The following is a 25,131-nucleotide window of genomic DNA, read 5'->3' on the forward strand; positions in this document are numbered from 1 at the left end:
TTCAAAACTCACCGGCAATTTTTCGGAAACATAAGCCCCGCAATGGACCGTGTCAAGGGCTTCACCTCGCGGTCCGTGCAGCGATGCGATGCTGAAAAGTTTCGGGGAATGCCGAACGCCCCCGTCGCACCCAGAGCGGCGAGGGCGTTCGGAGTCAGAGGGTCAGGACGCGGAGCAGGTGATGGGTGAGGGGGTTACTCCGGCGCCCGTGGCGGTGAAGCCGAACGTGCCGCCCGAGGCGTTGTAGGGCAGGTTCTTCACCGACACGGCGGCGCCCGTCTGGGTGAGCGTGCCGTTCCAGAGCTGCGTGATCGCCTGGCTGCCCGGCCAGGTCCACGCGACCGTCCAGCCCGAGCTCGCGCCGGAGACGGTCACCTCGGCCTGGAAGCCGCCCGGCCAGCTGTTGACCAGCTTGTAGGCGGCCGTGCAGCCACCGGCGGCCGACGTGGTGAACGCGGTGGCGTCGGAGGGGTCGGAGGTGTTCCCGGCGGCGTCGCGGGCGACGACCGTCAGGGTGTAGGTGGTGGCGGGGGTCAGGCCGGTGAGGGTGGCGGTGGTGGTGGTGACGCTCGCCAGTTTGGTGGTGCCGTTGAAGACGTCGTAGCCGGTGACGCCAACGTTGTCGGTGGAGGCAGTCCAGCTCACGCTCGCGCCCGTGGCGGTGATCGCCGAGACGGCCGGCTTGCCCGGCTTGGTGGGATCCTCATTGTCCACCGGTGCCTGGAGCGTGGTGAACGCGGTGGCGTCGGAGGGGTCGGAGGTGTTCCCGGCGGCGTCGCGGGCGACGACCGTCAGGGTGTGGGCGGTGGCGGGGGTCAGGCCGGTGAGGGTGGCGGTGGTGGTGGTGACGCTCGCCAGTTTGGTGGTGCCGTTGAAGACGTCGTAGCCGGTGACGCCAACGTTGTCGGTGGAGGCAGTCCAGCTCACGCTCGCGCCCGTGGCGGTGATCGCCGAGACGGCCGGCTTGCCCGGCTTGGTCGGGTCCTCGGTGTCACCCGCGCCGGGGGTGTTGCCCCAGATCTTGGAGGTACCGCTGTAGAGCGGGATGTTCTGCACCAGCACCGGCGTGGCGCCGGGCGTGGTGGCCACCCCGGTGTACGACCAGTCGTTCGAGGCGTCCCAGGTGCCCGACGAGGCGATGCGGAACTGCACCTCGGCCCGGTGCGCCGACTGCCCGGCGGGGGAGATCCTCGTGCCCGAGCAGTCGATCGTGACGTAGTAGATCCTGCCCGAGTGCAGGGCGGGCCCCGTCGGCGCCTTGCACTGCGTGTAGGCCGACGACACGGTGATCTGCGAGGCTGTGGTGTCGCCGTCGAGGGTGAAGTAGTAGCGGAAGGAGCCGTCGGCCAGCGCGCGGGCGGGCCAGGCCGACTGGTTGCGCACGATCGCCTTGATCTCGGTGAAGTTCTGGCCGGTGGCGTTCACCCCGGCCTCGACGAAGATCTCCGGGCCGTCGGGCGTCTCCGCGGCGGGGAAGTTCGTGGCGGGGGCCCCGCCGTATTCCTGGTAGAGCCTGGCCACGGCGCTGGTGAAGCCCGCGTTGTAGTCGGTGGCGACCTCGTTCATCACGTAGTCGTCGCGCTTGTCGCTGTAGACGTCGTCGGGCGCGGGCGGGCCGCCGACCAGCGCGCCGTACAGCGCGTGCCGGGTCGCCACCGGGTTGGTGAGCTGGTCGGTCCACGAGCCGTGCGCGGTGCGGTGGTGCGGGTTCTTCGGCGGGTTGGCGCCGAAGCCGATCACGTACGAGCTGTTGCGCGGGTTGTCGCCGAGCGCGTAGTCGATCTGCCGCTTGGCGAAGTCGTGGTAGCGCGCCTTGCGGGTGGCGTCGCTGATGGCGTCGCTGTGCACCAGCGCGGCGAAGGAGGTGTTGGCCGCGTAGCGCAGCGAGCCCCACCGGTCCAGCACGGCCTGGCCGCCGGGGGAGTACGGCACGCGCTGGCCGTTGACGCCCACGGTCCAGTAGTCGAGCCAGCGGTTGGCGTCGTCGAGGTAGACCTGCTTGCCGGTGAGCTTGTGCAGCAGCACGTAGGCGCCGTAGGACTTGTCGTCCCAGGCGATCGTCCACTTGTACGATCGGGTGCTCGACTGCGGCTCGGTGCCGAGGTTGGCGTAGTAGCTCTCGGCCTTGGCCAGGTAGGAGGCCTCGTTGGTGGCGCGGTGCAGCCAGATCGCGCCCCACACCAGCTCGTCGTTGAAACCGCTCCAGGAGTTGTAGTAGCCCTGGGCGTCGGTGATGCACTCGCTGTACTTCTTGCGCACCGTGTCGGCGAAGGTGTACAGCTGGCGGGCGTGCGTCACCAGCGTGTTGGCGTAGGCGGCGTCGGTGGGACGGAAGACGATGGAGGCGGCGGCCATGGCCGCGGCCGTCTCCGCCGCCAGGTCCGAACCGCCGCAGGTGGCGTCGATCTTGAACGCCGGGCGCGCCATCGGCATCACCTCGGCCGGACCCCACCACGCGTGGTCCTGGCCGCCGTGGCCGATCTGGCCGTAGAGCACGTTGGCCGACGGGTGGGCCTTGATGAAGTAGTCGTTGACCCAGCGCAGGTTGTTGAGCAGGTGCGCCTTCTGCGAGCCGTACGCGTCGGGGTACTCCACCGCGCCCCAGGCGAGCATGGTCGCGGAGAAGGCCATCGGCAGGCCGAACTTGACGTGGTCGCCGGCGTCGAACCAGCCGCCGGTCAGGTCGAGCCCGGCGTCCTTGCCGTCGTCGAGGGCGGAGTCGCCGCGCCAGGAGACGCGGCTCCAGCTCGGCTTCTTGCCCGCCTGCTGCGCCTCGTAGAACCAGATCGACTTCTGCAGCGCCTCGCCGTAGGCGAACGCGGCGGCGTGTGCGGGTGCGGCGGGTAAGGCCAGAACCAGGTACGGCATCAGCAGCGCGACCGCTGCGAGCAGTGCTCTTCGCATTCCGTGGACTCCATGGGGGGTGCAGGGTGGGAGCGCTCCCACAGTCATGGAGTGGCCGAGGCGGTGTCAAGGCCGGGAGTCCCGGCTCACAGGTCATCCCGTGCGGCGGTGCTGAAAGTTTCATCCGCGTGCCCTCGGCGTGTGACGGTGCGTCAACGAGCGAGGGCGTCGGCCAGCGCCACCCGCCAGCACGCGTAGTCGTGCCCGCCGGTGAACTCGTTGAGCGACACCGCCCGCCCGCGGGCACGCAGGACGTCACGAAGCTCCCGGCTGTACCCCACCATCGGCCCCTCGTGCGAACCCACGTCGAGATGGACGGAGATGGGCCCCCGCCTGGCCGTCGCGTACTGCTCCACCATCCACGGCACCCCGCCGACCGGCGTCTTCGGCACCGTGTGCGCCATGCCCGGCCGCCACCACAACGACGGCGACTGCGCCACGACCCTGCCGAACCGATCGGGCCGCCGCAGCCCCGCGTACAGCGCGGTCAGGCCGCCCAGGCTCTGCCCGGCGATGATCGTGCGCCCCGGGTCGGAGGTGATCGGCCACCGGGACCGGCCCAGCAGATCGTCGGCCAGGTAGGAGAGGTAGGCGTCGTCGGCGGTCAGATCCCGCCACCGGGTCGCGTTGTCGGCCGCCTCCGGCGCCAGCACCGCCATCGCGGGCAGCGCGCCCTCGGCGATCATGGTGTCCAGGGTGTGGTGGAAGCCGAGCCCGCCGAACCACATGTCGCCGTCCAGCAGCACCAGGACGGGGAGAAGCCCGGTGAGGTCGGTCGCGGGCAGGTAGACGCGGACCCCGTCGTGGTGGACGACGGTGCCCCTGACCACCCCCTCCCGGCGTGGCCACCGCTCGGCGGGGGCCTGGGGGAGGGCGAACACCGAAGCGTCCTGCCCGCCCCACCGGCCGGGCAGGCGCCGGGCGTTGAGCGGATCGGGGCCCAGCCCGCCGAACGGACCACCCCCGGCCACGTCGCCGCGAGGTACTCCACCGGTCACGTTGCCGCGAGGCACTCCACCGGTCAAGTCGCCGCGACGCCCGTCACCACCTGCCGCGCCGGGCGTCGGCCCGCCGGTGCCGAGCCTGTACGACGCTCGGTGGGTAGCGGTCAGGCGGTAGGTCGCATGCCAGACGTCCGTCCCCGGCACCCGCTCCATGGCCGCCTCGCCCAGCCGGTTGACGGCCAGCGTGGGCGCCTGCTCCCCGCGCCACAGGAACGTGACCGCGCACGTCCCGTCGCCCAGGTCCTCGACCAGGGGCGTGCCGCCGCGCCGTACCCGGGCCCAGAAGAGCTCGTCCCCGGTGAGACGCTCGAGGTCGGGGGTGGGGATGCGCACGATGACTCCACTCAATTACAGGTGAAAATTAGCTTAGCCTAAGCTAACTTTCACCTCTCAGGCGGAGGCCGTCAGCGTCCACCCGGCAGCCCGCTCACGCCGGCGCCAGTAGGCCGCGAACCGGCCGTCGAGCGCCAGCAGCTCCTCCAGCGTCCCCGACTCGGCGATCCTGCCGCCCTCCAGGAAGACGATCCGGTCCGCCCTGGCGATGGTGCTGAGCCGGTGCGCCACGATCACCGTCGCCCGCTCACGGCCCGACGACTCCAGCGCCGCCACGATGGCCCGCTCGTTGCCGGTGTCGAGCGCGGCCGTCGCCTCGTCGAGCAACAGCAGGGGCGCGTCCTTCAGCAGGGCCCTGGCGATGCTGACCCGCTGGCGCTCCCCGCCCGACAGCGCGGCGCCACGCTCGCCCACTCGCGTCGCCCAGCCGTCCGGCAGCCGCCGTACCACCTCGTCCAGTTGCGCCGCCGCGGCGGCGGCCGCGAGCCGGTCGTCGCCGGCGCCCGGGTCGCCGAGCAGCACGTTCTCCCGCAGGGTCGCGTCGAACAGGTAGACGTCCTGGAAGACGATGCCCAGCCGCGCCATCAGCGCGCCGGGGTCGTAGTCGCGCACGTCGTGCCCGGCGACGAGCACGCTCCCGCCCGACACCTCGTGGAAACGCGCGACGAGGGAGAGCAGGGTGCTCTTGCCCGACCCGGACGGGCCGACGATCGCCGTCGTGGTGCCGCGGGCGACGGTGAGGCTGACCCCGGACAGGACCTCCTGGCCGGGCTCGTAGCCGAAGCTCACCTCGCGCAGCTCCAAGGCGGGAGCGTGCTCGTCGGGCACCGCAGCCGCGCCGGCGCGGCCGAGCACGGGGGCCTGGAGCAGGGTGTGCAGCCTGGCCAGGGTGCCGCGCGCCGTCTCCACCGCGGGCGCGATCTCGGCCAGCGTCGTGAACGGCTCGACGAAACGCACCGCCACGATGATCAGCGCGACCACCTCGGCGGCGCCGAGCGTGCCGTCCAGGCCCGCCGCCGTCGCCAGGGACGGGCTGAGCCCGAGCGCGACCGCCGTGGCGACCAGCCCGAGGAGCGCCGCCTGGGTCGCGAACCCGAACAGCAGCTGCCCCGGCAGGCCGAACCCGATCAGGCGCATCGCCGCGCTGCGCTGGCGATTCAGCGCGCCGCCCACCAGCGAGCCGTCCGCGCCCGCGCGCCCGGCTGCCCGCAGCGCGGGCTGGGCCTGGGCCAGCTCGACGATACGCTCGCCGACCTCCTCGCCCGCCGCGTCGTAGGCGGCGTCCGCCGCGCGCACGCACCGCCCGCTCGCCCACAGCGCGGCCATCACCACCGGCACCGCCGCCAGCGCGACCACGCCGAGCGGCCAGGCGACGAACACCAGCCCCACCCCGATGAAGGCCGGCGTGGTCAGTGCGTTGACCGACGGGGTGAGCAGGTAGGCGATGCCCTGCACCATCTCCCTGCCCGTCGAGGTCAAGGAGCGGTGCGCGGCCGCCCGCCGGTCGGCGGTGAGCCAGCCGAGAGGCACACCCTGGAGGCGGTCGACGATCTTCGACTCCACGCTCGACAGCAGCACGAACCCGATCGCGAAACCGGCGCCCGCGGCCCGGTAGTCGACCAGCCAGCCCAGGGCGACGAGGCCCGCCAGCGCCCCGATCCACGGCATGGCCGTACCGGGATCGGCGGACAGCAGCGCCGACAGCAGCGGCACCAGCGTCAGCACCGCGCCCGCGCGCACGACCGAGCCCAGGCCCAGCAGCGCGAGATAACGGAAGGCCAGACGGCGGTCGCCCGCCAGGAGGAGAGTACGGCGGATCATACGGGCAGCTCCTGCGGGTGCCAGAGGTCGCGGTAGAGGCCGGGGCGGTCCAGCAGCTCGGCGTGCGTGCCGCGCTCGGCGATCCGGCCGTGGTCGAGGACGACGATGCAGTCCGCGCCCGCGATCGTGTGCAGGCGGTGGGCGATGACCAGCACCGCACGGCCGGCGGCCAGCGTGCTGAGCGCCTCCTGCACCCGGTGCTCGGACTCGGGGTCGGCGAACGCGGTCGCCTCGTCCAGCACCAGGACGGGCGGGTCGGCCAGCAGCGCCCTGGCGATGGTCAGCCGCTGCGCCTCACCGCCGGACAGGCGCCCCTGCTCGCCCAGCACGGTGTCGTAACCGGCGGGCAGCCGGGTGATGCGGTCGTGGATCTGCGCCGCCTCGGCCGCGCGCACCACCTCCTCGCGCGTCGCGCCGGGGCGCGCCAGCGCGATGTTGTCGTGCACGCCGGCGCGGATGAGCGAGACGTCCTGGAAGACGAAGCCGACCGTCCGGTACAGCTCCTCCTGGGTCAGGTCGCGCAGGTCCGTGCCGCCGATCGTGATCCGGCCCGTCGTGACGTCGTGGAAGCGGGCCAGGAGGGTGGCCAGGGTGGACTTGCCCGCGCCGCTGGGGCCGACCAGCGCGGTGACCGTGCCGGGAGCCAGCTCCAGATCGATGCCCGACAGCACGTCGTGGTCGGCGGTGTAGGCGAAGGAGACGTTCTCGAACCGCACGGTCCTGCCGGGCGAACCCTGCCCGACGGACGTCGCCGGCGCGGGGGCCGTGAGCTCCGGCTCCGCCAGCAGCAGCCCGATGCGGCGGGCGGCGTCCATCGACTCGCGCACCGAGCCCATGCCGTACGCCACGGCCAGCAGCCGGCCGCCGAAGGTCACCCCGAGCACCAGGAACGGCAGCAGATCGGGACCGCGCACCAGCCCGGCGGCGCCGCCCACGACCACGATCAGCAGCAGGATCGTCATCGGGCGCGTCACCAGGTCGATCAGGACCTTCCTGCTGGTCAGCGGGCGCTGCCAGCCGTCCAGGAACCGGGCACGCTCGGCCAGCGTGGCGCGGAACCCGCCCGCCGGGCCCGCGTCGTACGTCCTGACCACGGAGAGCCCGTCGACGTAGGCGATCGCCTCCGACGAGACCCGCCCCTCCCACGTCGGGAACTGCGCGATCTGCGAGGTGGACGCCTGCATCATGCGCGCCGTCAGGATCACGTAGGCCAGGATCGGCACCAGCAGGATCGCCGCCATCGCGGCATCGACGGTGAAGAGATAGGTCAGTACGGCCAGCGGTGTGACCAGCGCGGCCACCACGTCGAGCGCGGCATGCGTCACCAGGTAGTGCACGCTCGCGGCGTCACCCTGGACGGCCTGCTTCACCCGTCCGGAGGAGCGGTCGGTGAACCAGCCCAGGGGGAGGCGGGCGAGCTTCCCGACCACCCGGCGCCGGACCTCGTGACCGAAGCGGGCATCGACCACGTGCATCACCGCGACCAGCGCACCGGCGAGCGTGGTGCCTGCGCCGAGCAGGATGAGGGCCCAGACGCCCAGCTCGGTCAGGCCCGCGGCGCCCATGCCGTCGGCCAGGATGCGGCGGCAGAGCTCGATGAGCAGGAGGTAGGGGGCCAGCTGGAGGAGGGAGACGACGGCCTGGACGGCGGCGGCCAGGACGAGCTTGCCGCGCACGGGGGCCAGGAGGCGGGAACCGGCGGTGGAGCGCCACTGGCGCTGCCTCGCGCCGGCACCACTCGCACCGGTCGTCTCGCTCGCGGTCGTCTCGCTCGTGGTCGTCTCGCTCGTGGTCGTCTCGGTTGCGACCGGGCCGCTCGTTGTTGTGCGGCGCGTGGCCCCGTTCGTGGAGCCGTCGCCCGAGGGGCCGGCCTGGCCGTTCGTCGCGCCGTCCGCCGGTGGCGTGGCGGACCCCGCCGCTTCGCGGGCCTCCTCCGTCACGGCCGCGTCCGTCGCCGCCTCGACGGCCGGGGTGCCCTTGGCTCCCTCGGCTCCCTCGGCTCCTTCCCCGCCCGGCCGGTCGTCGCGGTCGACGCCCATGGCCTTGCCCTTGACCCAGTACGCCTGGGCCTTCACCTCCGACGCCGGGAAGCCGAGCTGCTTCAGGCGGGCCCGCACCCGCTTGCCGGCGCCCGACTCCGGGGTCACCCAGGCGAACCAGTTCGACCAGTCGCGGTCCTCGATCGCCTCGGCCAGCGCACCGGGGCCCTCGGGCACCCAGGTGATGGTCGCGAGGGGGTGGGAGGTCATCGGGATGATGACATCATCGGGATGATGCCGTTCCAGCAGCACCACCACGGGCGTGGTGGGCGGTACGGCGGCCAGGATGGAGTTGATCCCCGGCAGCGAGGCCGCATCTCCCACCAGCAGGTATCCGTCGGGCGCCGGGTCGGGGGCGGCGAAGTGCTTGGACCCCCACCGCGTCATCTGCAGCGTGTCTCCCACCCGCACCCGTCCGGCCCACGTGGAGGCGGGCCCGGCCGGTTCGTGCAAGACGAACTCCATGCTGACCTGCCGCAGCACCGGGTCGGGATCCAGGAGCGTGTACCCGCGCTGGTGCTCGCGGCCCGGACGGTCGGGGTCGGGCGCCCAGATCCGCACCCAGGCGGCCGGGTGGATGGGCTGGCCGTCGAAGAGGGACGGCGCGTGGAAGGTGATGCGCCGGTAGTGCGGGGTGATGTCCTGGAAGGAGACGACGGTGAGCGTCTGCTCGCGCGCCCCCAGGGTCCTCATCACCGCCCCGGCGTATCCGCGGGCGGGCATCAGCGGTCCTCTCGTCGATCGGTGAGCGTGGCGATGAGCGCGGAGACCGGGCGTCCCGGCGGCAGCTGGGCCACCAGGCCGCGCGCGGTCGAGCGCACCAGGAGCAGGAAGTAGTCCTCGGCGGTGTGCGCGGGGATGCCGGCGGTGGCCGCCTGGACGAGGGGTGAGCCCGCCATGGCGCTGAGCGCGTCGCGGGTGGCCTCTTCGGCGCCGGCCGGGTCGACGCTGGCGTGTGCCGCACGGGCTTCGTCGGCGGCGGTGATCCCGAGGGTGACGGTGGCGATCGCCGAGCTGAGCGCGGTCGCGGCGGCGGGGTCGTAGCCGCGGCGGCCCAGCGTGGTGATCTGCGTCTCCAGCAGCCGGATGCCTGAGCGCCCGCGCGGGAACAGCCGCTGCAGGTAGGCGGCGGTGCCCGGGTGGGCGAGGGTGAAGGCGCGCATCTGGGCGGCGAAGCTCACCAGGTGGTCCTCGGTGGAGTCGCCGGGGTCGTCGACGAGGGTGAGTCCGGCCAGGATCGCCTCGCCCACCAGGCCTTCCAGTGCGGCGCGGCTGGGCACGTGCCGGTAGAGGGCGGTGGGGGTGACACCTAGCGCGTCGGCGACCCGCTGCAGCGACAGGTCGGCCAGGCCGATGCGCACCCCTGCGGCGACGACGTCGTCGAGCGTGAACGAGGCGGTCCTGCCGCCGGTTTTCACCACCACGGCCTCCAGTTAGGTTAGGCAAACCATAGTTATGCCCCATAACTTAGAGGGTGTCAATGTGCGTTTTGCGGTAGCCGTACCGCCTAAATGACCTTTATGGTCGTTTGCCGTGCAACCACTCGTGACGGCGGATCCCCGGCAGCTCGGCGACTACCAGCTGAAGAACGTGCTCGGCAGGGGCGGGCAGGGCTCGGTCTACCTGGCCGAGGACGCCGGCGGGTCGCGCGTCGCGATCAAGATGCTGCACGCCGAGGACGAGGCCTCCCACCGGCGCTTCCTGCGCGAGGCCGAGGCGGCGCGGCGGGTCGCGCCCTTCAGTACGGCACGCGTCCTGGACGTGGGCGTCGCCGACGGGCGGCCGTACATCGTCAGCGAGTTCATTCCCGGGCCCTCGCTCGACGAGCTGATCAAGGCGGAGGGGCCCAGGTCGGGCAGCGGGCTCGAACGGCTGGCGGTGGCGACCTTGACCGCGCTGGCGGCGATCCACCGCGCGGGGATCGTTCACCGGGATCTCAAGCCGAGCAACGTGATCATGGGGCAGGAAGGGCCCGTGGTGATCGACTTCGGGATCGCCAGGGCGCTGGAGCAGACCGCCACGGGCAGCGTCGTGGGCACGCCCGCCTTCATGGCGCCCGAGCAGTTCGGCGGGGTGGTCGGGCCGGCGTGTGACATGTTCAGCTGGGCGAGCACGATGATCTACGCGGCGACCGGGCAGCCGGCCTTCCAGGGCGAGACGATGCCCGCGCTGATGGCGGCGATCCTGCAGCAGGAGCCGGACCTGTCGCGGGTGCCCGAGGGGTTGCGGCCGCTCATCGCGGCATGCCTGGCCAAGGAGCCCTCGGCCCGGCCGCGCGCCGAGGTGCTGCTGGCCCGGCTGACCGGCCAGGCCCCCGAGCGAGTGGCCGGCCCCCAGGGGACACGGCTGCTGACAGGTGACCTGGGAGGAGGCACGCCAGGTCACGGCGCCCCAGATCTGCGCGGCGCGGGTCATGGCGCCCCAGATCTGCGCGGCGCGGGTCGCGGCGCCCCAGATCTGCGCGGCCCGGGTCACGGCGGCCCGGGTCGCAGCGGGCCGGGTCACGGCTCCCCGGGTCACGGCTCCCCGGGTCACGGCTCCCCGGGTCACGGCTCCCCGGGTCACGGCGGCATGGGCCATGGCGGGCCGCAGCTCCCGGCGCAGGCCTTCCGGAGCCCGGAAGCCGCCCCCGGCGTGGCAGGCGCGGTGGCCGCCCTGATCTGCCTCCTGCTCGTGACGATCCCCCTGGCCGGCGTCACCTTCGAGACCCTCCGCTGGATCTCCCTCTACGAGCACTCCTTCGACCGCGACACCTGGCTGGTCTGGAACGTCGCCTGCATGGCCGGGGTCATCCTCCTCATCCCCGCCGCCGGCCCCGCCCTCTGGCGTTACCACAAGGGCGCCACCATCGCCACCTGGATCCTGCCCCCGCTGGGCGTGCTGTTCCTCGTCTGGGCCCTGGTGCTGGGGTTCGAGGACGACTTCCCCGCCATCCTGGTCGGCCTGCTCCCGCCCGGCCTGCTCGGCCCCGTGCTGGTCGCGGTCGCCTTCATGGCCGTGCGCGTGAGCAGGGTCGCGGCGGTGCTCGGCATCATGGGCGGCGTGCTGCTCACCGTCGAGATCGCCTTCCACGCGATCGACATGATGCCGGGCGCCGCCGACCACACGTTCCGCCTGATGCGCCTGCTGGCGACCGTGGCCGCCCGGGTGACGCTCACGGCGTGGCTGGTGGCGCTCGGCGTCATGCTCGTCAGGCGGGCGGCCGAGCACCCCCCTCGGCAACACCCGTGAAATCGGGATAAGAGATGATCTGAGGCGATATGAGCGCTCTTGATCATCGCTATCGCGGTGAACACCCCGTCCGGACCCTCGCCTACCTCTTCACCCGCGATCGCGGCAAGCTCGCCCTCGGCGTGCTGGCCTTCCTGGTCAAGCACAGCGCCACCTGGCTGCTGCCGCTCGTCACCGCGATCGTGATCGACGTGGTGGTCAACCACGGGAACGTGGCCTGGTTGTGGTCAGGCGTCATCGCCCTGCTGGCCGTACTGATCCTCAACTACCCCTTCCACCTGCTCTACGTGCGCACCGTGCACGGTTCCATCCGCCGCCTCGGCACCGGCCTGCGCTCGGATCTGTGCCGCCGCATGCAGCAGCTCTCGATCGGCTACCACTCCAAGGTCAGCGCGGCCGTCCTGCAGACCAAGGTCATCCGCGACGTCGAGAACGTCGAGCAGAGCTCCCAGCAGACCGCCGACACCGGCCTGGCGGCGTTGTGCACGCTCGCGGGCGGGCTGATCGTGATCGCCGTGCGGGTGCCGATGGCGCTGCCGGTCTTCCTCGTGGCCGTGCCCGCCGCCGCCTGGCTGGTCATGCGGCTGCGTCACCGCCTGCGCGAGGACAACGAGATCTTCCGTCGCGAGGTGGAGCGGCTGTCGAGCAGGGTCAGCGAGATGACCACGCTCATCCCCATCACCCGCGCCCACGGCCTGGAGCGCGACGCCCTGCACCGCGTCGACGGCACCCTGGACCGGGTGCTGCGCAAGGGGCTCAAGCTGGACCTGGCCAACGGCAGGTTCGGCGCGCTGGCCTGGATCCTGCTGCAGGCGCTCGGCGTCGCCTTCCTGGCGGGCTCCGCCCTGGTCGCCTACTACCGGGTCATCCCGATCACCGCCGGTGACGTCGTGATGCTGACGACCTTCTTCGGCGGCCTGACCTCGTCGTTGTCGTCGCTGCTCAGCCTCACCCCCGTGATCAGCAAGGGGCTGGCCTCCGTGCGCTCCATCGGTGAGGTGCTCCAGGCGCCCGACCTGGAGCACAACGCCGGCAAGGCCGAGGTGACCGAGGTCCGCGGCGAGGTGGAGTTCCAGGACGTCGGCTTCACCTACGGCGCCCGCGACTTCTCCCTGCGCGTGCGCCAGGGCGAGATGATCGCCCTGGTCGGCCCCTCGGGGGCGGGCAAGTCCACGATCCTCAACCTGGTCATCGGCTTCCTGCGCCCCACGTCGGGCCGCATCCTGCTCGACGGGCGCGACATGGAGACCCTGGACCTGCGCACCTACCGCCGGTTCGTCTCGGTGGTGCCGCAGGAGTCGATCCTGTTCGAGGGCAGCATCCGGGAGAACGTCACCTACGGCCTGGCCGGCGTGGGCGAGCAGGCCGTACGGCAGGCGCTGCGTGACGCCAACGCCATGGAGTTCATCGAGCGGCTGCCGGAGGGACTCGACACGGTGGTGGGGGAGCGCGGCGCCCGGTTGTCGGGCGGCCAGCGGCAGCGCCTGGCCATCGCCCGCGCGCTCATCCGCGATCCCCGTGTGCTCATCCTCGACGAGGCCACCTCCGCGCTGGACACCCGCTCGGAGCGGTTGATCCAGGAGGCGCTGGCCCGCCTGGTGCGGGGCCGTACGGTGTTCGTCGTGGCCCACCGCCTGTCGACGATCCGCAACGCCGACCGCATCGTGGTCATGCGCGAGGGCCGCATCGAGGAGATCGGCACCCACGAGGAGCTCATGAGCCGCGACGGCGTCTACGCCGCCCTGGCCTGACCCCCACGCTGACCCCCGGCCCCGGCCGGGTTCAGCGGGTCGACTCCCTGGCCATGAGCTCGAACGGCGCCACGTGCTCGCTCGCCGGCCGCCCGCCGTCGTGGATGCGCCCCACCACCAGCTCGACCGCCGTGGCGGCCATCCACCGGTGGTCGGGCGCCACCGTCGACAGCGACGGCACCATCATGGCGGCCTCGGGGATGTCGTCGTACCCGACGAGCCGGATGTCGTCGGGTACCCGCAGCCCGCGGTCGGCCAGCCCGCGCAGCACTCCCTGCGCGACGGTGTCGGTCACGCACACCACGCCGTCGATCGCGAGCCCGCTGTCGGCGAGGCGGTGGGCGGCGTCCCTGCCTCCCTCCGGGCTCATGGCGGTCACCGCGAAGCGCAGCGCGGGGTCGGGCGTCAGCCCCCGGTCGGCGTGGGCCGCCAGGTAGCCCTGGTACCGGCGGGTCACCACGTTCACGCCTTCGAGCGCGCCGCCGGTCACGACGGCGACGCGCCGGCAGCCGCGCTCGATCAGGTGGGCGGTCGCCGCCCTCGTGCCCTCCTCGTTGGGCATGGCGACGTGGTCGAGGCGCCCGCCGTAGTCCTGCTCGCCGAGCATGACGATGGGGTAGTCGGCCTCGGCCAGCCGCCGGTCGCGGCTGTCGAGGCCGACGGCGCTGAGGATGAGGCCGTCGAAGTGCAGGGTGTGCGAGTGGGCGATCGCGTCGAGCTCGCCGTCGGCGGCAGCCCCGGTCTGCTCGACCGCCACGTGGAAGCCCAGCCGTCCGGCCTGCTCGATCACGTGGGCGGCCAGCAGCCCGAAGTAGGAGCGGCCGATCTCGGGCACGGCCAGCCCGATGACGCCGGTGCGGCCGGAGCGCAGGGTGCGGGCGGAGGTGTTGACGCGGTAGCCCGACTGCCGGATGGCCTCCTGCACGCGCGTCCGGACGGGGCCGCTGACGCCGGGGCGGTTGTTGACGACGTTGGAGACCGTCATCGTGGAGACCCCGGCCAGCCGGGCGACGTCACTCATGGTCACCATGTCCCCGCCCTCCGATCCGTCAGCAGACTACTAGGCCAGGCGGCCTTCCACGGTGACGAAGGAGTGCGCGGGCAGGTGCACCCGCAGCCCGGCGGGCGTCGCGGTGACCTGCGTGTGCGGGCGCGGCGCGACCGCCTCGGGCGCCTCGGGGGTGTTGTGCTCCTGGAGCTTGCCCGCCGTGAGGATCCGGGCGGTGACATCGGCCAGGACGCCGCCGCGCAGGTCGAGTTCGACGTCGGCGTCCTGGTCGGCGTGCAGGTTCGACAACGACACCAGCACGCGGCCGTCCTTGCGGCTGGCCGACATCGACACGGTCGCCAGCCCGTCGCGCGTGGGCAGGCCGCCGGGGGTGTCGACGCGCAGCGAGGCGGCGTCCTGGTGCCCCTTGTTCATCTCGAACACGTGGTAGGTCGGGGTGAGCACGAGCGCGCCCGACTCGGGGTCGGTCAGGATCATGGCCTGGAGCACGTTGACGGTCTGGGCGATGTTCGCCATGACCAGGCGCTCGGCGTGGCGGTGGAAGACGTCGAAGTGCAGGCTCGCCACGAGCGCGTCGCGCATGGTGTTCTGCTGGTACAGGAAGCCGGGGTTGGTGCCGGGCTCGACGTTCCACCAGGTGCCCCACTCGTCGAGCACCAGCCCGACCGTCCTGCCGGGGTCGTAGCAGTCCATGAGGGTGGAGTGCCGGGTGATCAGCTCCTCGACGCGCGCCGCCGCGGCCATGGTGGCGTAGTGGTCGCCGGTGTCGAACACGGTCGCGTCGCCCTTGTCCTGCCAGGTCCCGGCGATCGTGTAGTAGTGCAGCGACAGCGCCTGGACGTACGGCTGCGGCCGGTAGGCGCACCCGAGCGTGCCCAGCGACTTCATGAGCGTCTCGGTCCAGGTGTAGTCGTCGGAGTTGGCGCCCGCGGCGATGCGGTAGAGCCGGTTGTCGCCGTGGTCGCGGGCGTAGGTGCCGTACTTGCGCGCCTCTGCGGTGTACTGCCCGGCGTTCATGTTCCCGCCGCAGCCCCACGCCTCGTTGCCCAGCCCCCAGTACGTCACCCGCCACGGCTCCTCGCGCCCGTTGGCCTTGCGCAGCCGTACCATCGGCGAGTCGCCGTCGCGCGTCAGGTACTCCACCCAGTCGCTCATCTCCTTGACCGTGCCGGAGCCGACGTTGCCGCTGATGTACGGCTCGGCGCCGAGCAGCTCGCACAGCGCCATGAACTCGTGGGTGCCGAAGTGGTTGTTCTCCTCCACGTTGCCCCAGTGGGTGTTGACCATCTTGGGCCGGCGCTCCTTGGGGCCGATGCCGTCCATCCAGTGGTACTCGTCGGCGAAGCAGCCGCCCGGCCAGCGCAGGTTGGGGATGTTCAGCGCGCGCAGGGCCTCCACGACGTCCAGCCGGATCCCGCCGGCGTTGGGGATGTCGCTGTCCTCGCCGACGTAGAAGCCGCCGTAGATGCAGCGGCCCAGGTGCTCGGCGAAGTGGCCGTACAGGTGGCGGCTGATGCGGGGGCCCTCGACGTCGAGGTTGAGGACGGCGGCGACGGAACTCATGGGGAAGCCTCCTTGTGTATCGATAAAGCAGCGCAACTTTATCGATACACAAAGCTCTGTCAAGAGAGATATCGTGACGCTCCATGACGCGCGAACCCCTCTGGCCTGCCCTCCCCGAAGGTGCGACGATCACCGCCTATCCCGTCGGCGACCCGGCGGCCCCCGCGGTCGTGGTGCTGCCCGGCGGCGGCTACACCCACCTGGCCGACCACGAGGGCGAGCCGGTCGCCCGCTGGCTGAACACCCTGGGCGTCGCCGCCTACGTGGCCCGCTACCGCGTCGCCCCGCACCGCTTCCCGCTGCCGCTGCTCGACGCGGCCAGGGCGGTGCGCTGGGTCAGGCACCACACGGCGGCTGCGAAGGTGGGCGTGCTGGGCTTCTCCGCCGGAGGGCACCTGGCCGGGCTGCTGTCGACGGAGAGCGGCCCGATGCTCGCGGAAGGGCCGCACGACGACGTCGACGCCGCCGCCGCGCGCCCCGACCTGGCGGTGCTGTGCTACCCGGTGGTGCGTTTCGACGACTCTCCCGACACGCATCGAGGCTCGGTGCGGAGCCTCCTCGGTGACGCGGAGCCGATCGGGGAGCTCTCGGTGGACCGGCGGGTGAGCGCGCACACCCCGCCGATGTTCCTGTGGCACACCGCCGACGACGCCGCCGTGCCGGTGTCGAACTCGCTGCACCTGGCCGCAGCCCTGGCCAGGCACGGCGTCCCCGTCGAACTGCACGTCTACCCGCACGGACGCCACGGCCTGGGCCTGGCGGAACAGGAGCCGCGGGTGGCCGGCTGGACGGCCGGGTGCGCGGCCTTCCTGGCCGGCCACCTTGGATGACCCGGGGGTCAGTGGCCGCTCACGCCGCTGATCTCGTTCGGGGCCTCGGGCAGCGCCACCGACGCGGTGACCTTGCCCGTGGCCAGGTCGACCGCGTGCAGCTTCCTGCCCGCGGGCTCCGACACGTAGGCGGTGCCTCCGCGCACGAACAGCGCCGGGCGGGGCTGCTGCCACTCCAGCGGCTCGGTCCACGCCTCCATCACCTTGACCGAGCTCAGCTCCTTGCCGCTCTCCTCGTCGTAGACGTGCAGAGCGCCGTCCGTGCCCAGGATCAGCGCCTCGCCGCCGGGGCCGCGGCCCAGCGAGCGGAAGGTGTAGCTGTGCCCGACCGGCACCACGGTCAGCTTCCCGGTCTCGGTGTTGATCAGCGAGAACCGCTCGGGCCGCTCCAGCTCGGCGTCCTTGTCCTTCTTGTAGTCGCCCAGCACGATCGGCGAGCCCTCCGAGCCCGCCTGGTTGCCGATGCGGCCGTACGGGTCAGGACTGGCGATCTTGGTGATCGTACCGCCCTTGTAGAGCAGCACGCCGTCCTCGCAGCCGATCACCACCGCCTCGCCGCGCGCGGTCGCCTCGCCGTGCACGCCGGGGCACTGCTCGCTGCGGGCGATCTCCTTGCGCGCCCGGTCGAGCACGAGGATGCCGGTGCGCGACTCCTCGGTGCCCACCGTCACGACGAGCTCGCCGTTGGCCAGCTCGATGGCCACGCCGTGGTGCGGTGCGGCCGCGGTGTAGGTCTCGCCCTGCGGCAGTCCCTCGGCCAGGGCCGCCGGGTCGAAGCTGGTGACCTGGCCGGTTCCGTCCGAGAAGAGCACGGTACGGCCCGCGTGCCGTACGACGTGACCCGGCTTGGCGCCCTTGAACTCGTCGGCCTTCAAGGTCGCCGAGGCGGCGTCGAGCACGCGGAAACCGGTCGCGGTGGAGACCAGCACGTGCCTGGCGTCACCGGCCGGGTTGACCCGGTTGAAGCCGGGCAGCGCGATCGTGCGGGCGATCTTGAGCGTGGTGCCGTCGAGGACGTGCAGGCCGCCGTCGAACGTGGTCACGATGGGGTCCTCGACGGTGACCGGTGCGGGCGGGGCCGCTCCGGCCTGCGGCTGGGTGCTGCCGCAGGCGGCCAGGAGGAAGGCGGCGGAGATCAGGAGGGGGAGTCTGGTTCTCATTTTCTGACTTTCTCTGACAGGCCATCGACGATGGCCGTGGTGTTGGCGCGCATCATCTGCACGTAGGTGGGCGCCCGGTCGGTGAGGGACTCGGAGTCGAGGCTGACGATCGTCACGTCCAGCCCCGCCTCCTCGGCCATCACGCGCGCCAGGCGGTCGGGCTGCGAGGAGTCGGCGAAGACCGCGGGCACCCCTGCCCTGCGGACCGCGTCGGCCAGCTCCTTCAGATCCGAGGCGCTCGGCGACGCGAGGGTGGTCCCGCTGGGGATCACCGCGCCGATCACCTCGAAGTCGTAGCGCTCCGCCAGGTAGCCGAAGACGTGATGGTTGGTGACCAGCGCGCGTCGCTCCAGGGCGGCGAACCGACGGGTCATCCACGCGTCGAGCTCGCCGAGCTGCGCGCGGTAGGCGGCGGCGTTGGCCAGGACACGTGCCGGGTCCACGCCGTCGACCTCGTCGATGACGGCGGAGGCGATCAGGTCGACCGCCTTGGCCGCTCTGGCGGGGTCGGTCCAGAAGTGCGGGTCGAGCCCGCCGTCGCGGTAGCGGATCGGGCCGACGCCCTCGCCGACGGCCAGCACGGCCACGCCCCGCTCCCGCGCGGCCTCGACGTGGCGCAGCACGCCCTCCTCCAGGCCCAGGCCGTTGGAGACGATGAGGCGCGCACGCTCCATCGACGCCGCCTGCTGCGCGGAGACGCCGAAGGAGTGCGGATCGGCGTTGCGGCCCATGATGACCTCGACCTCGGCCTGGTCGCCGACCACGGCGCGGGTCAGGTCGCCGAGGATGTTCGTGGTGACCACGACCTCGGCGCGCGGGCCCGCGCCGCACGCGGTCAGGAACCCGGCCAGGAGGGCCAGCAGGGTGAGTCTGATCGTCATCGTCCTGTCTCCACCATGTGGGCCGGGGTGAAGCCCAGCCGGAAGGTCCTGGCCGTGCGCAGGCGGTCGGCGTAGTCGATCTCGTGGACGGCACGCGCCGCCGGGTCGTTGACGTAGGCGCGCGCGGCGTCGAGCTGGATGGTCGCGCCGGGACGGGGCTCGCTGAGCAGGGCGGTCCTGGCCACGCGCCGGCCGGTCCCGGGGTCGTAGCCGTGCAGGACACCGCTGGAGTCCAGGACCAGCACCGGCGACCCGGCGCCCGCGGTGTTGACGGCGATCGGGGGCGGGGTGCGCAGCAGCTTCCACGAGCGCGCGCCGGTGTCCAGGAGCCACACGCCCTGCTCGCCCGCGAGGGCGGTGAGGGCGTCGCCGCCCGGACGGTGGGAGAAGGCGGTGGCGCGCGGCGCGTCGCTGCCGGGCCGGTAGCGGATCTTGGTGGCGGTGAAGCCGGCGCCCGACGCCGTGACCAGGAGCGCGCCGTCCTCGCAGCCGATGACCGCCCCGCGCCGGGTGACGGCCTGACCGGCCGGGCCGTCGCAGGGTTCGCCGAGCCTGGTGACGACCGCGCCGTCCCTGCCGCGCACCTCCACCCGGCCCGCCACCGGCACCACCAGGTGCTCCGCGTACGGCACGACCATGCCGTCAGCGGGGCCGTCAGCGGGCTGCCCGGCGACGGCACCCTGCGCGAGGCGCGAACGGTCGAGCATGACGGTGGTGCCGCCGGACAGGGACAGCGCGGTGAGCGTCGCGTCTCCGGCCGCCGCGACAGCCGTACCCGGGATCTGCCCCAGGTGGCGGGGCGCGGCCCTGTAGTAGTGCACGTGGTCGCCGTGGTCGACGGTCCAGCCGCCGCTGTCGAACACGTGGGTCCCGGTGGGGGAGGAGACGAAGGCGAAGCGCCCGTCGCCGGTGACCGCGACGGGACCGGAGACCGAGCCCAGCGGGCCGACCTGCCCGGTGGCCAGGTCCAGGAGGTGGACCTCGCCGGTGGCGTCGTCGGCCAGCACCAGCCGCGCCTGCGGCTCCGCGGTCTCCTGCGCGCCCTCGACGTACCCGTGCGGGACGGCGGGCGGCGGCGGATCCTGCGCGCCGCACGCCGCCAGGCCGAGCACGACCAGCAGACAGGCCAGCGCCCTCGTGCCGCGCGCCGGCAGGCAGGCCAGCGCCCTCATGCCGCGCGCCCGTGACACAGGCGGGCCAGCAGCGCCGAGGCGAAGAAGGTGCCCACGGCCACGGCGGCGATCGTCGCCCCCGCCGCCGTGCCGAGATGCCATGACAGCAGCAACCCGGCCATCGTGGAGACGCTCCCGATGACCGCCGAGCCCAGCATGATCATCGGGATGCGGCGCGCCCACAACACCATCGCCGCGGGCGGGGCCACCAGCAGCCCGAAGACCAGCAGCGTGCCGACCACGTGGAACGACGCCACGATCGCCAGCGTCACCAGGCCGAGCATCAGCCCGTTCGCCAGCCGGGGACGCAGCCCCAGGGTGTGCGCCTTGCGCGGGTCGAAGGCCAGCGCCACGAACGCCCGGTGGCCCAGGAGCGCCACCAGCCCGGCGACCGCCACGGCCGCCGCCAGGGTGACCAGGTCCTGCCCGCGCACCGCGAGCACGTCGCCGAACAGGAACCCCGTCAGGTCGACGGCGAACGACCTGGCGCGGGAGACGATGATCACGCCGAGCGCGAGCATGCCGGCGAACAGCAGCCCGATGGCGGTGTCCTGCGACATCCTCGCCGACCTGCCGAGCGCCGTCACGCCCAGGGCCATCGCGCCCGCGCTGAGCGCCGCGCCGACGAGCAGGTTGCCGCCGGTCAGGGAGGCGAGCGCCACGCCCGGCAGCATGCCGTGCGACATCGCGTCGCCCAGGAAGGCCAGGCCGCGCACCACCACCCAGGTTCCGGCGAGCGCGCAGACCAGGGAGACGAGGATGCCCGCCCACAACGCCTGCCGGACGAAAGAGACCTCGAACGGGCCGAGCACGTGTTCCATGGCAGAGCACTCTACAATGAAAATCATTGTCATTTTCACTTCAAGGGAGTGCGATGTCCGTCACGGTGCGAGAACTGACCGCCGGATACCGGAAACGCGCCGTCCTGCACCGGGTGAGCGCCCGGATGCCGGGCGGCGCCGTCACCGCCGTCGTGGGGCCCAACGGGTCGGGCAAGTCGACGCTGCTCGGCGTGCTCGCCGGAGTCCTCGCCCCGATGGCGGGCACGGTGGAACTGCCCGGCGGCGACCGGCCCGGACTGGTGCTCCAGCGCAGCGCCGTGCCCGACTCGCTGCCGATCACCGTGCGCGAGACCGTCGCGATGGGGCGCTGGGGACGGCGCGGGCCGTGGCGGCGGCTGACCGCGGCGGACCGGGACGTCGTCGAGGAGTGCCTGGCCAGGCTCGGCCTGACGGGGCTGGCCGGGCTGCCGCTCGCCACGCTCTCCGGCGGGCAGCGGCAGCGTGCGCTCATCGCCCAGGGGCTCGCTCAGGAGCCCGGCGTGCTCCTGCTCGACGAGCCCGTCACAGGGCTGGACGAGGCGTCACGGGGGGAGGTGGAGGGGCTCATGGCCGAGATCGCCGCCCACGGGGTCACCGTCGTGCACGCCACGCACGACCCGGACGCGGTCTCCCGCGCCGACCACTGCCTGCTGCTGTCCGAGGGACGTCTGATCGCCGAAGGCCCCCCGTCAGCCGTCGTCCCCGCCCGCCTCTGACCGGCCGGCGTCCGGGCTCGGCGGGGCCGACCTCGGGGCGGCCTGGCGTGCCGCCGCCAGCCGGATGGCGGCCGTCCTGGCGCGGGCCGCGCGGGCGGCGCGGAAGCGCAGCCACAGGTAGCCGCCGATCCCGATCACCACCACCACGCCCACCGCCACCATCAGCGCGTACTCCCCGGTCGCCTCGGTGGCGGCGAGGTTGCTGATCACCCCGACCACGATGAGCGCCACCACCGCGACCACGAGCATCGCGCACCCGAACAACGACGTCTCCTGCCCGGAGGGCGAAGCGCCCAGCAGGCCGGGCGGAGCGGCGGGAGCCTCCGCCGCCGCCTCGCTGAAGCGCCGCACCTCGCGACGCGTCAGCGCCAGCCCCGACAGCAGCGCCAGCACCGCGCACCCCGTCGCCGCCCACTGCGCGGGCCCCACCGCGAACCCCGACCAGACCACCAGCGCGACCTGGCCGAGCAGCAGGACCGCCGGGATGGCGATCGCGGCCTTGACCATCAGCCCGATCGCCATCACACCGCCCACCCAGATCCGGAACAGCCAGAAGTACCAGACCAGCGTCCAGAAGCAGGCGACGAAGATCGCGAAGGGAGGGTTGTCCGACGGCTGGGACACCATGGTCACCACCGCACCCGGCCACACGAGCGCGAGGGCGGTGACCGCCAAAATCAGGGCGAGAGGGCGAGGGGGACGCACGAGCGCCCACCCTAGCGGCGCGCGGCCGACGCGATCGAGCCCCGGGTAGGATCCATCCCGAAGGGGTGGGTGTGCGACGACTTCTCACGGTGATCACCACGATGCTGGTCATCGCCGCCTGCCAGCAGGCTCCGGCCGAGCGGTTACCTCCGCCGAGAGCCGAGTGCGCCCCGCGCGACACCCGCGTCGTGGCGCCCTATCCGATCTCCGGCTACTGGGTGACGCCCGATCCGGACGCATGCCGTACGAGAAGGACCGTCGAGGCCATGCACCGGCTCGGCGCCGACACCGTGATCGTCTCCGGGCCCCGGCTCGTGCCCGGCGCCCACGCGCAGGCCGGTCCCGAGGTCGAGCGGGTCTTCACCTACGACGCGCAGGAGGAGTTCGGCCCCGCCCTGACCTCCTGTCCCGGCCGTGACCGGGTGGAGGACGGCGCCCGCCTGCTGTTCGTCCCGGTCGAGGGCACGTGCGAGTCGGGCCGGTACGACCTGATCGTCGTGCGGTCGCTCGGCGACGGCGTCGGCCACCTCGCGCGCGAGGCCGCCGCGTTCGGGATGAAGCTCTACTCCGGCCTGCCCGCCGCGCCGCAGGACACGGCCAAGCCGTGGCTGCCCGACCTGTCGGCGCTGCGGCCCCTGAGCGTGCTGACCGAGCTGATCCTCAAGGACTACCAGGCCCGGTACGGCACGCCGCCCGGCCTCTACCAGACGTTCGAGCTGGCCCTGCGTGAGCGCCACGACAACGATCCGATCATCGACCTCTACCGGGCCCAGCACCGGGTGGTCGCCCAGACCATGCCGGGCGCCACGCTGCTGCTCAGCCCCTATCTCGACGCCCGGCGCGGGCGTGGATACGCGCCCAAGCTCGTCGCCCAGGGCATGCGCGACCTGGCCTCCACCCGCTCCGGCCTGCCGATGGTGATCGCCGCGCAGGACAGCCGCGGCACGGGCAAGGTCGGCGTCTTCACCCCCGACGAGGCCGCGGCCGCGCTCGACCCGAACCTGGAGCCGATCGTCGGGCCCGGCACGAACGAGCAGGCCTACCACGGCTCCACGCGCGACTACTTCCTCGCCGCCTCCCGCACCCGGCTCGACGGCGTCGAACTCTGGATGAACCTGGAGGTCTTCGAGCCGTCACCGCAGTCGGGCGCCTGCACGCGGCCGGTCCAGCCGCAACGCGGCCGCACCGTCAAGGACCGGGTGGACCGCCAGCTCTCGGCCGCCGCGGGACTGGTCGCCAAGGTCGTCTCCTACGCCTGGGACCCCTACCTGACCTGCGCGGAGGACTCCAGGCAACCGCTCGGCGAGGAGATCGCCGCCCGCTGGAGCGAGCCGATCGTCTACTCCGCCGCCCGCTCGGGCGACGGCCTGGCCCTGCGCGGCCACCGCCTCGACGGCGCCCGGATCACGATCTCCTACCGCGCCGCGGGCGGGCCGTTCACGACCGTCGAGGCCGTCGGCGCGGCCTGGGTGCCGTTCGCCCCCGCCGACGTGGACCCCCGCTGGCCGTGGATCAGGGTGAGCGCGGGCAACGCCACGTTCTCGCTGCGCTGGGACGAGCGGCTGTAGCGCCCGACCGGGCCTGCGGCGGGATCATCGGTCAGGGATGATCCCGCCGCGGGCGACCGGTCGGCGGTCATGCGCGGTCGTGCGTTCGTGAACCCGGCCACTCGTTAACCGGGCCACGTGCCGACCGATGACCGCCGACCGGCGGGCTCGCCGGGTGCAGGCGCAGGGGCTCTGGTGAGCGCGCTCCGACTACACCTGGCCCGCATCCGGCGAGCTCGTCTCAACGGGCCACGTCGATCAACGGGCCACGCACAGCAGGTCGGGAGCGCCCGCCGTGCCGGAGACCGAGCCGATGAAGCCGAAGGCGACCGTGTCACCCGCCTTGACGGTGCCGTTCCATCCGGTGTTGCGTGCCGTGACCGTGTCGCCGTCCACGACGTGGACCGCGCTCCACAGCTGGGTCACCTTCTCGCCCTTGGCGAAGTCCCACCGCACGCCCCAGTCGGACAGGGCGGTGGAGGAGGTGTTGGTGATCGTCACGTCGGCGCGGAAACCGCCCTGCCAGGAGTCCATGACCCGGTAGCGAGCCGTGCAGCTCCTGGCGCCCGGTGTCGCGGTGGCGGTGGGAGTCACGGTCGGCTTGGGCGTGCTCGTCGGCGTCACCGTCGGCTTGGGCGTGGTGGTGGCGGTCGGGCTCACGGTCGGCTTGGCCGTACCCGTCGGGGTCGGCGCGGGACCGGCCGCGACCGCCAGGTCGTAGGCCCGCTGCGGCACGAACTGCCCGGCCCCCGCGATGCACCCGTCGGACTCGCCCGGCAGCTTCACCCACAGGAACGCCGCGATCGACGCGTCGCCCGTCTGGTCGGTGCTGGGCGTGCCGATCGCCCGGCCGGCCGGGTCGCACCACTCGCTGCCGAGCGGCCCGTTGCCGTTGCGGCTGGTGTCGATGACCGCCTTCAGCCCCGGCACCCCGGTCGCCGCGATGACCTTCTTGGCGTAGGCGATCTCGTCGGCGCTCGAACGGTAGTTGGAGACGTTGGTCGAGATGCCGTCGAGGCCGGCCACGCCAGCGTCCTTCAGGCGCGCCGCCATCTCGGCGGGCGCGTGCCAGTTGGAGTGGGCGGCGTCGAGATAGACCTTCGCCTGGCCGGAGGCGGCCTTGAGCTTGCTGCCCGCGTAGGCCATCGACTGCTTGGTCTCGGCCTGCTGCGCCGCGCTCTGGCAGTTCGACATCAGCGCGAGCACGTCCGGCTCCAGGATGATCGTCGCGGGGCGTCCCCGCAGGCCGGCGGCCACCTCGTCGATCCACTGCCGGTAGGCGGCATGGCTGGGCGCGCCGCCGCCGCTGGCGCCGCCGCAGTCGCGGTTCGGCACGTTGTACAGGACGATGATCGGGATCTTGCCCGCGGCGTCGGCGTCACCGGCGAACGAGTCGATCTGGGACCGGACGGCGGAGGGGTTGTGCTGGGTGAACCAGCGGGCCTGCGGCACGGCGGCGATGCGGCTCTTGATCACGGCCGCGCGCGGGTCGCCGGCGTTGGCCGCCACCCACCTGGCCGCCTGCGTCTGCGGGTCCACGTAGAAGGGCGACTCGGCTGCGTGCGCGGCGGCCTGGGAGGTGGCCAGAGGTACGGCCACGGCGGCCGCCAGCGCCAGCAGGGAGACGCGTGCTGTCAAGCTCAT

General features: G+C 72.7%; 18 protein-coding genes. 5 read left to right on the top strand and 13 right to left on the bottom strand.

Annotated elements, in window-relative coordinates:
* Positions 1–162: 162 nt before the first annotated feature.
* The 5 genes from HNR30_RS11260 to HNR30_RS11280 form a co-directional block, all read right to left on the bottom strand.
* On the bottom strand, positions 163–2,952 hold the full coding sequence (locus HNR30_RS11260; RefSeq protein WP_220133409.1) for a glycoside hydrolase family 9 protein: 2,790 nt from the start codon (positions 2,950–2,952) through the stop codon (positions 163–165).
* A 104-nt stretch (positions 2,953–3,056) separates the two neighbouring features.
* Positions 3,057–4,241, bottom strand: coding sequence for an alpha/beta hydrolase-fold protein (locus tag HNR30_RS11265; RefSeq protein WP_312894332.1), 1,185 nt, complete (start codon positions 4,239–4,241; stop codon positions 3,057–3,059).
* Positions 4,242–4,298: 57 nt separating this feature from the next.
* Positions 4,299–6,062, bottom strand: coding sequence for an ABC transporter ATP-binding protein (locus tag HNR30_RS11270; protein WP_181609701.1), 1,764 nt, complete (start codon positions 6,060–6,062; stop codon positions 4,299–4,301).
* Positions 6,059–8,824, bottom strand: a complete 2,766-nt coding sequence (locus tag HNR30_RS11275) for an ABC transporter ATP-binding protein/permease (protein WP_181609702.1) — start codon at positions 8,822–8,824, stop codon at positions 6,059–6,061. The genes HNR30_RS11270 and HNR30_RS11275 overlap by 4 nt, the downstream gene beginning before the upstream one ends.
* Entirely contained in the window at positions 8,824–9,522 is a 699-nt protein-coding gene (locus HNR30_RS11280) for a TetR/AcrR family transcriptional regulator (RefSeq protein WP_181609703.1), read from the bottom strand. The genes HNR30_RS11275 and HNR30_RS11280 overlap by 1 nt, the downstream gene beginning before the upstream one ends.
* Positions 9,523–9,634: 112 nt before the next feature.
* Here HNR30_RS11280 and HNR30_RS11285 point away from each other — a divergent pair, with 112 nt between their 5' ends.
* Both HNR30_RS11285 and HNR30_RS11290 read left to right on the top strand, forming a co-directional pair.
* A complete protein-coding gene (locus HNR30_RS11285) occupies positions 9,635–11,332 on the top strand; it encodes a serine/threonine-protein kinase (protein WP_181609704.1) in 1,698 nt (565 codons plus the stop codon).
* A 29-nt stretch (positions 11,333–11,361) separates the two neighbouring features.
* Positions 11,362–13,083 carry an ABC transporter ATP-binding protein gene (locus HNR30_RS11290; RefSeq protein ID WP_181609705.1) on the top strand — a complete coding sequence of 574 codons (1,722 nt, stop codon included), beginning with the start codon at positions 11,362–11,364 and terminating at the stop codon, positions 13,081–13,083.
* Between the two features lie 31 nt (positions 13,084–13,114).
* Here HNR30_RS11290 and HNR30_RS11295 read toward each other — a convergent pair whose 3' ends face one another.
* A complete protein-coding gene (locus HNR30_RS11295) occupies positions 13,115–14,104 on the bottom strand; it encodes a LacI family DNA-binding transcriptional regulator (RefSeq protein ID WP_181609706.1) in 990 nt (329 codons plus the stop codon).
* Between the two features lie 39 nt (positions 14,105–14,143).
* The gene (locus HNR30_RS11300) at positions 14,144–15,655 is read right to left on the bottom strand and encodes an alpha-N-arabinofuranosidase (RefSeq protein ID WP_181609707.1); all 1,512 of its coding nucleotides are present in this window, start codon (positions 15,653–15,655) and stop codon (positions 14,144–14,146) included.
* A gap of 83 nt (positions 15,656–15,738) precedes the next feature.
* Here HNR30_RS11300 and HNR30_RS11305 point away from each other — a divergent pair, with 83 nt between their 5' ends.
* On the top strand, positions 15,739–16,485 hold the full coding sequence (locus HNR30_RS11305; protein WP_181609708.1) for an alpha/beta hydrolase: 747 nt from the start codon (positions 15,739–15,741) through the stop codon (positions 16,483–16,485).
* Between the two features lie 8 nt (positions 16,486–16,493).
* Here HNR30_RS11305 and aztD read toward each other — a convergent pair whose 3' ends face one another.
* Genes aztD through aztB form a run of 4 tightly spaced genes read right to left on the bottom strand, consistent with a single transcriptional unit; the run spans position 16,494 to position 20,519 of the window.
* Positions 16,494–17,645, bottom strand: a complete 1,152-nt coding sequence (gene aztD / locus HNR30_RS11310) for a zinc metallochaperone AztD (protein ID WP_181609709.1) — start codon at positions 17,643–17,645, stop codon at positions 16,494–16,496.
* Positions 17,642–18,526 carry a zinc ABC transporter substrate-binding protein AztC gene (gene aztC / locus HNR30_RS11315; protein ID WP_181609710.1) on the bottom strand — a complete coding sequence of 295 codons (885 nt, stop codon included), beginning with the start codon at positions 18,524–18,526 and terminating at the stop codon, positions 17,642–17,644. The genes aztD and aztC overlap by 4 nt, the downstream gene beginning before the upstream one ends.
* On the bottom strand, positions 18,523–19,698 hold the full coding sequence (locus HNR30_RS11320; protein WP_181609711.1) for a YncE family protein: 1,176 nt from the start codon (positions 19,696–19,698) through the stop codon (positions 18,523–18,525). The genes aztC and HNR30_RS11320 overlap by 4 nt, the downstream gene beginning before the upstream one ends.
* Positions 19,695–20,519 (bottom strand): zinc ABC transporter permease AztB, encoded by an 825-nt coding sequence (gene aztB / locus HNR30_RS11325; protein WP_181609712.1) that lies wholly within the window; start codon positions 20,517–20,519, stop codon positions 19,695–19,697. Before aztB ends, HNR30_RS11320 begins: the two co-directional genes overlap by 4 nt.
* Before the next feature lie 53 nt (positions 20,520–20,572).
* On the opposite strand from aztB, the gene aztA reads away from it, so the two are divergent.
* Positions 20,573–21,235, top strand: coding sequence for a zinc ABC transporter ATP-binding protein AztA (gene aztA / locus HNR30_RS11330; protein ID WP_181609713.1), 663 nt, complete (start codon positions 20,573–20,575; stop codon positions 21,233–21,235).
* Here the strand turns inward: aztA and HNR30_RS11335 are convergent.
* A complete protein-coding gene (locus tag HNR30_RS11335) occupies positions 21,209–21,940 on the bottom strand; it encodes a hypothetical protein (protein WP_181609714.1) in 732 nt (243 codons plus the stop codon). The two genes, aztA and HNR30_RS11335, sit on opposite strands and share 27 nt — an antisense overlap.
* 71 nt (positions 21,941–22,011) lie before the next feature.
* Between HNR30_RS11335 and HNR30_RS11340 the strand changes: the two genes are divergently transcribed.
* Positions 22,012–23,508: a DUF4434 domain-containing protein gene (locus tag HNR30_RS11340; RefSeq protein WP_181609715.1), complete on the top strand. Its 1,497-nt coding sequence runs from the start codon at positions 22,012–22,014 to the stop codon at positions 23,506–23,508.
* A gap of 237 nt (positions 23,509–23,745) precedes the next feature.
* On the opposite strand, the gene HNR30_RS11345 is transcribed toward HNR30_RS11340, so the two are convergent.
* Entirely contained in the window at positions 23,746–25,131 is a 1,386-nt protein-coding gene (locus HNR30_RS11345; protein WP_181609716.1) for a glycoside hydrolase family 6 protein, read from the bottom strand.

The sequence above is a fragment of the Nonomuraea soli genome (assembly GCF_013761175.1).
Taxonomy (GTDB): domain Bacteria; phylum Actinomycetota; class Actinomycetes; order Streptosporangiales; family Streptosporangiaceae; genus Nonomuraea; species Nonomuraea soli.

Excerpts from the sequence above, each read along its gene's own strand:
- HNR30_RS11295 (WP_181609706.1), bottom strand. The coding sequence starts at position 14,104 with ATGAGTGACGTCGCCCGGCTGGCCGGGGTCTCCACGATGACGGTCTCC.
- HNR30_RS11275 (WP_181609702.1), bottom strand. The coding sequence starts at position 8,824 with ATGCCCGCCCGCGGATACGCCGGGGCGGTGATGAGGACCCTGGGGGCG.
- aztA (WP_181609713.1), top strand. The coding sequence starts at position 20,573 with ATGTCCGTCACGGTGCGAGAACTGACCGCCGGATACCGGAAACGCGCC.
- HNR30_RS11320 (WP_181609711.1), bottom strand. The coding sequence starts at position 19,698 with ATGAGGGCGCTGGCCTGCCTGCCGGCGCGCGGCACGAGGGCGCTGGCC.
- HNR30_RS11305 (WP_181609708.1), top strand. The coding sequence starts at position 15,739 with ATGACGCGCGAACCCCTCTGGCCTGCCCTCCCCGAAGGTGCGACGATC.
- HNR30_RS11300 (WP_181609707.1), bottom strand. The coding sequence starts at position 15,655 with ATGAGTTCCGTCGCCGCCGTCCTCAACCTCGACGTCGAGGGCCCCCGC.
- aztD (WP_181609709.1), bottom strand. The coding sequence starts at position 17,645 with ATGAGAACCAGACTCCCCCTCCTGATCTCCGCCGCCTTCCTCCTGGCC.
- HNR30_RS11290 (WP_181609705.1), top strand. The coding sequence starts at position 11,362 with ATGAGCGCTCTTGATCATCGCTATCGCGGTGAACACCCCGTCCGGACC.
- aztC (WP_181609710.1), bottom strand. The coding sequence starts at position 18,526 with ATGACGATCAGACTCACCCTGCTGGCCCTCCTGGCCGGGTTCCTGACC.
- aztB (WP_181609712.1), bottom strand. The coding sequence starts at position 20,519 with ATGGAACACGTGCTCGGCCCGTTCGAGGTCTCTTTCGTCCGGCAGGCG.
- HNR30_RS11270 (WP_181609701.1), bottom strand. The coding sequence starts at position 6,062 with ATGATCCGCCGTACTCTCCTCCTGGCGGGCGACCGCCGTCTGGCCTTC.
- HNR30_RS11345 (WP_181609716.1), bottom strand. The coding sequence starts at position 25,131 with ATGAGCTTGACAGCACGCGTCTCCCTGCTGGCGCTGGCGGCCGCCGTG.
- HNR30_RS11260 (WP_220133409.1), bottom strand. The coding sequence starts at position 2,952 with ATGACTGTGGGAGCGCTCCCACCCTGCACCCCCCATGGAGTCCACGGA.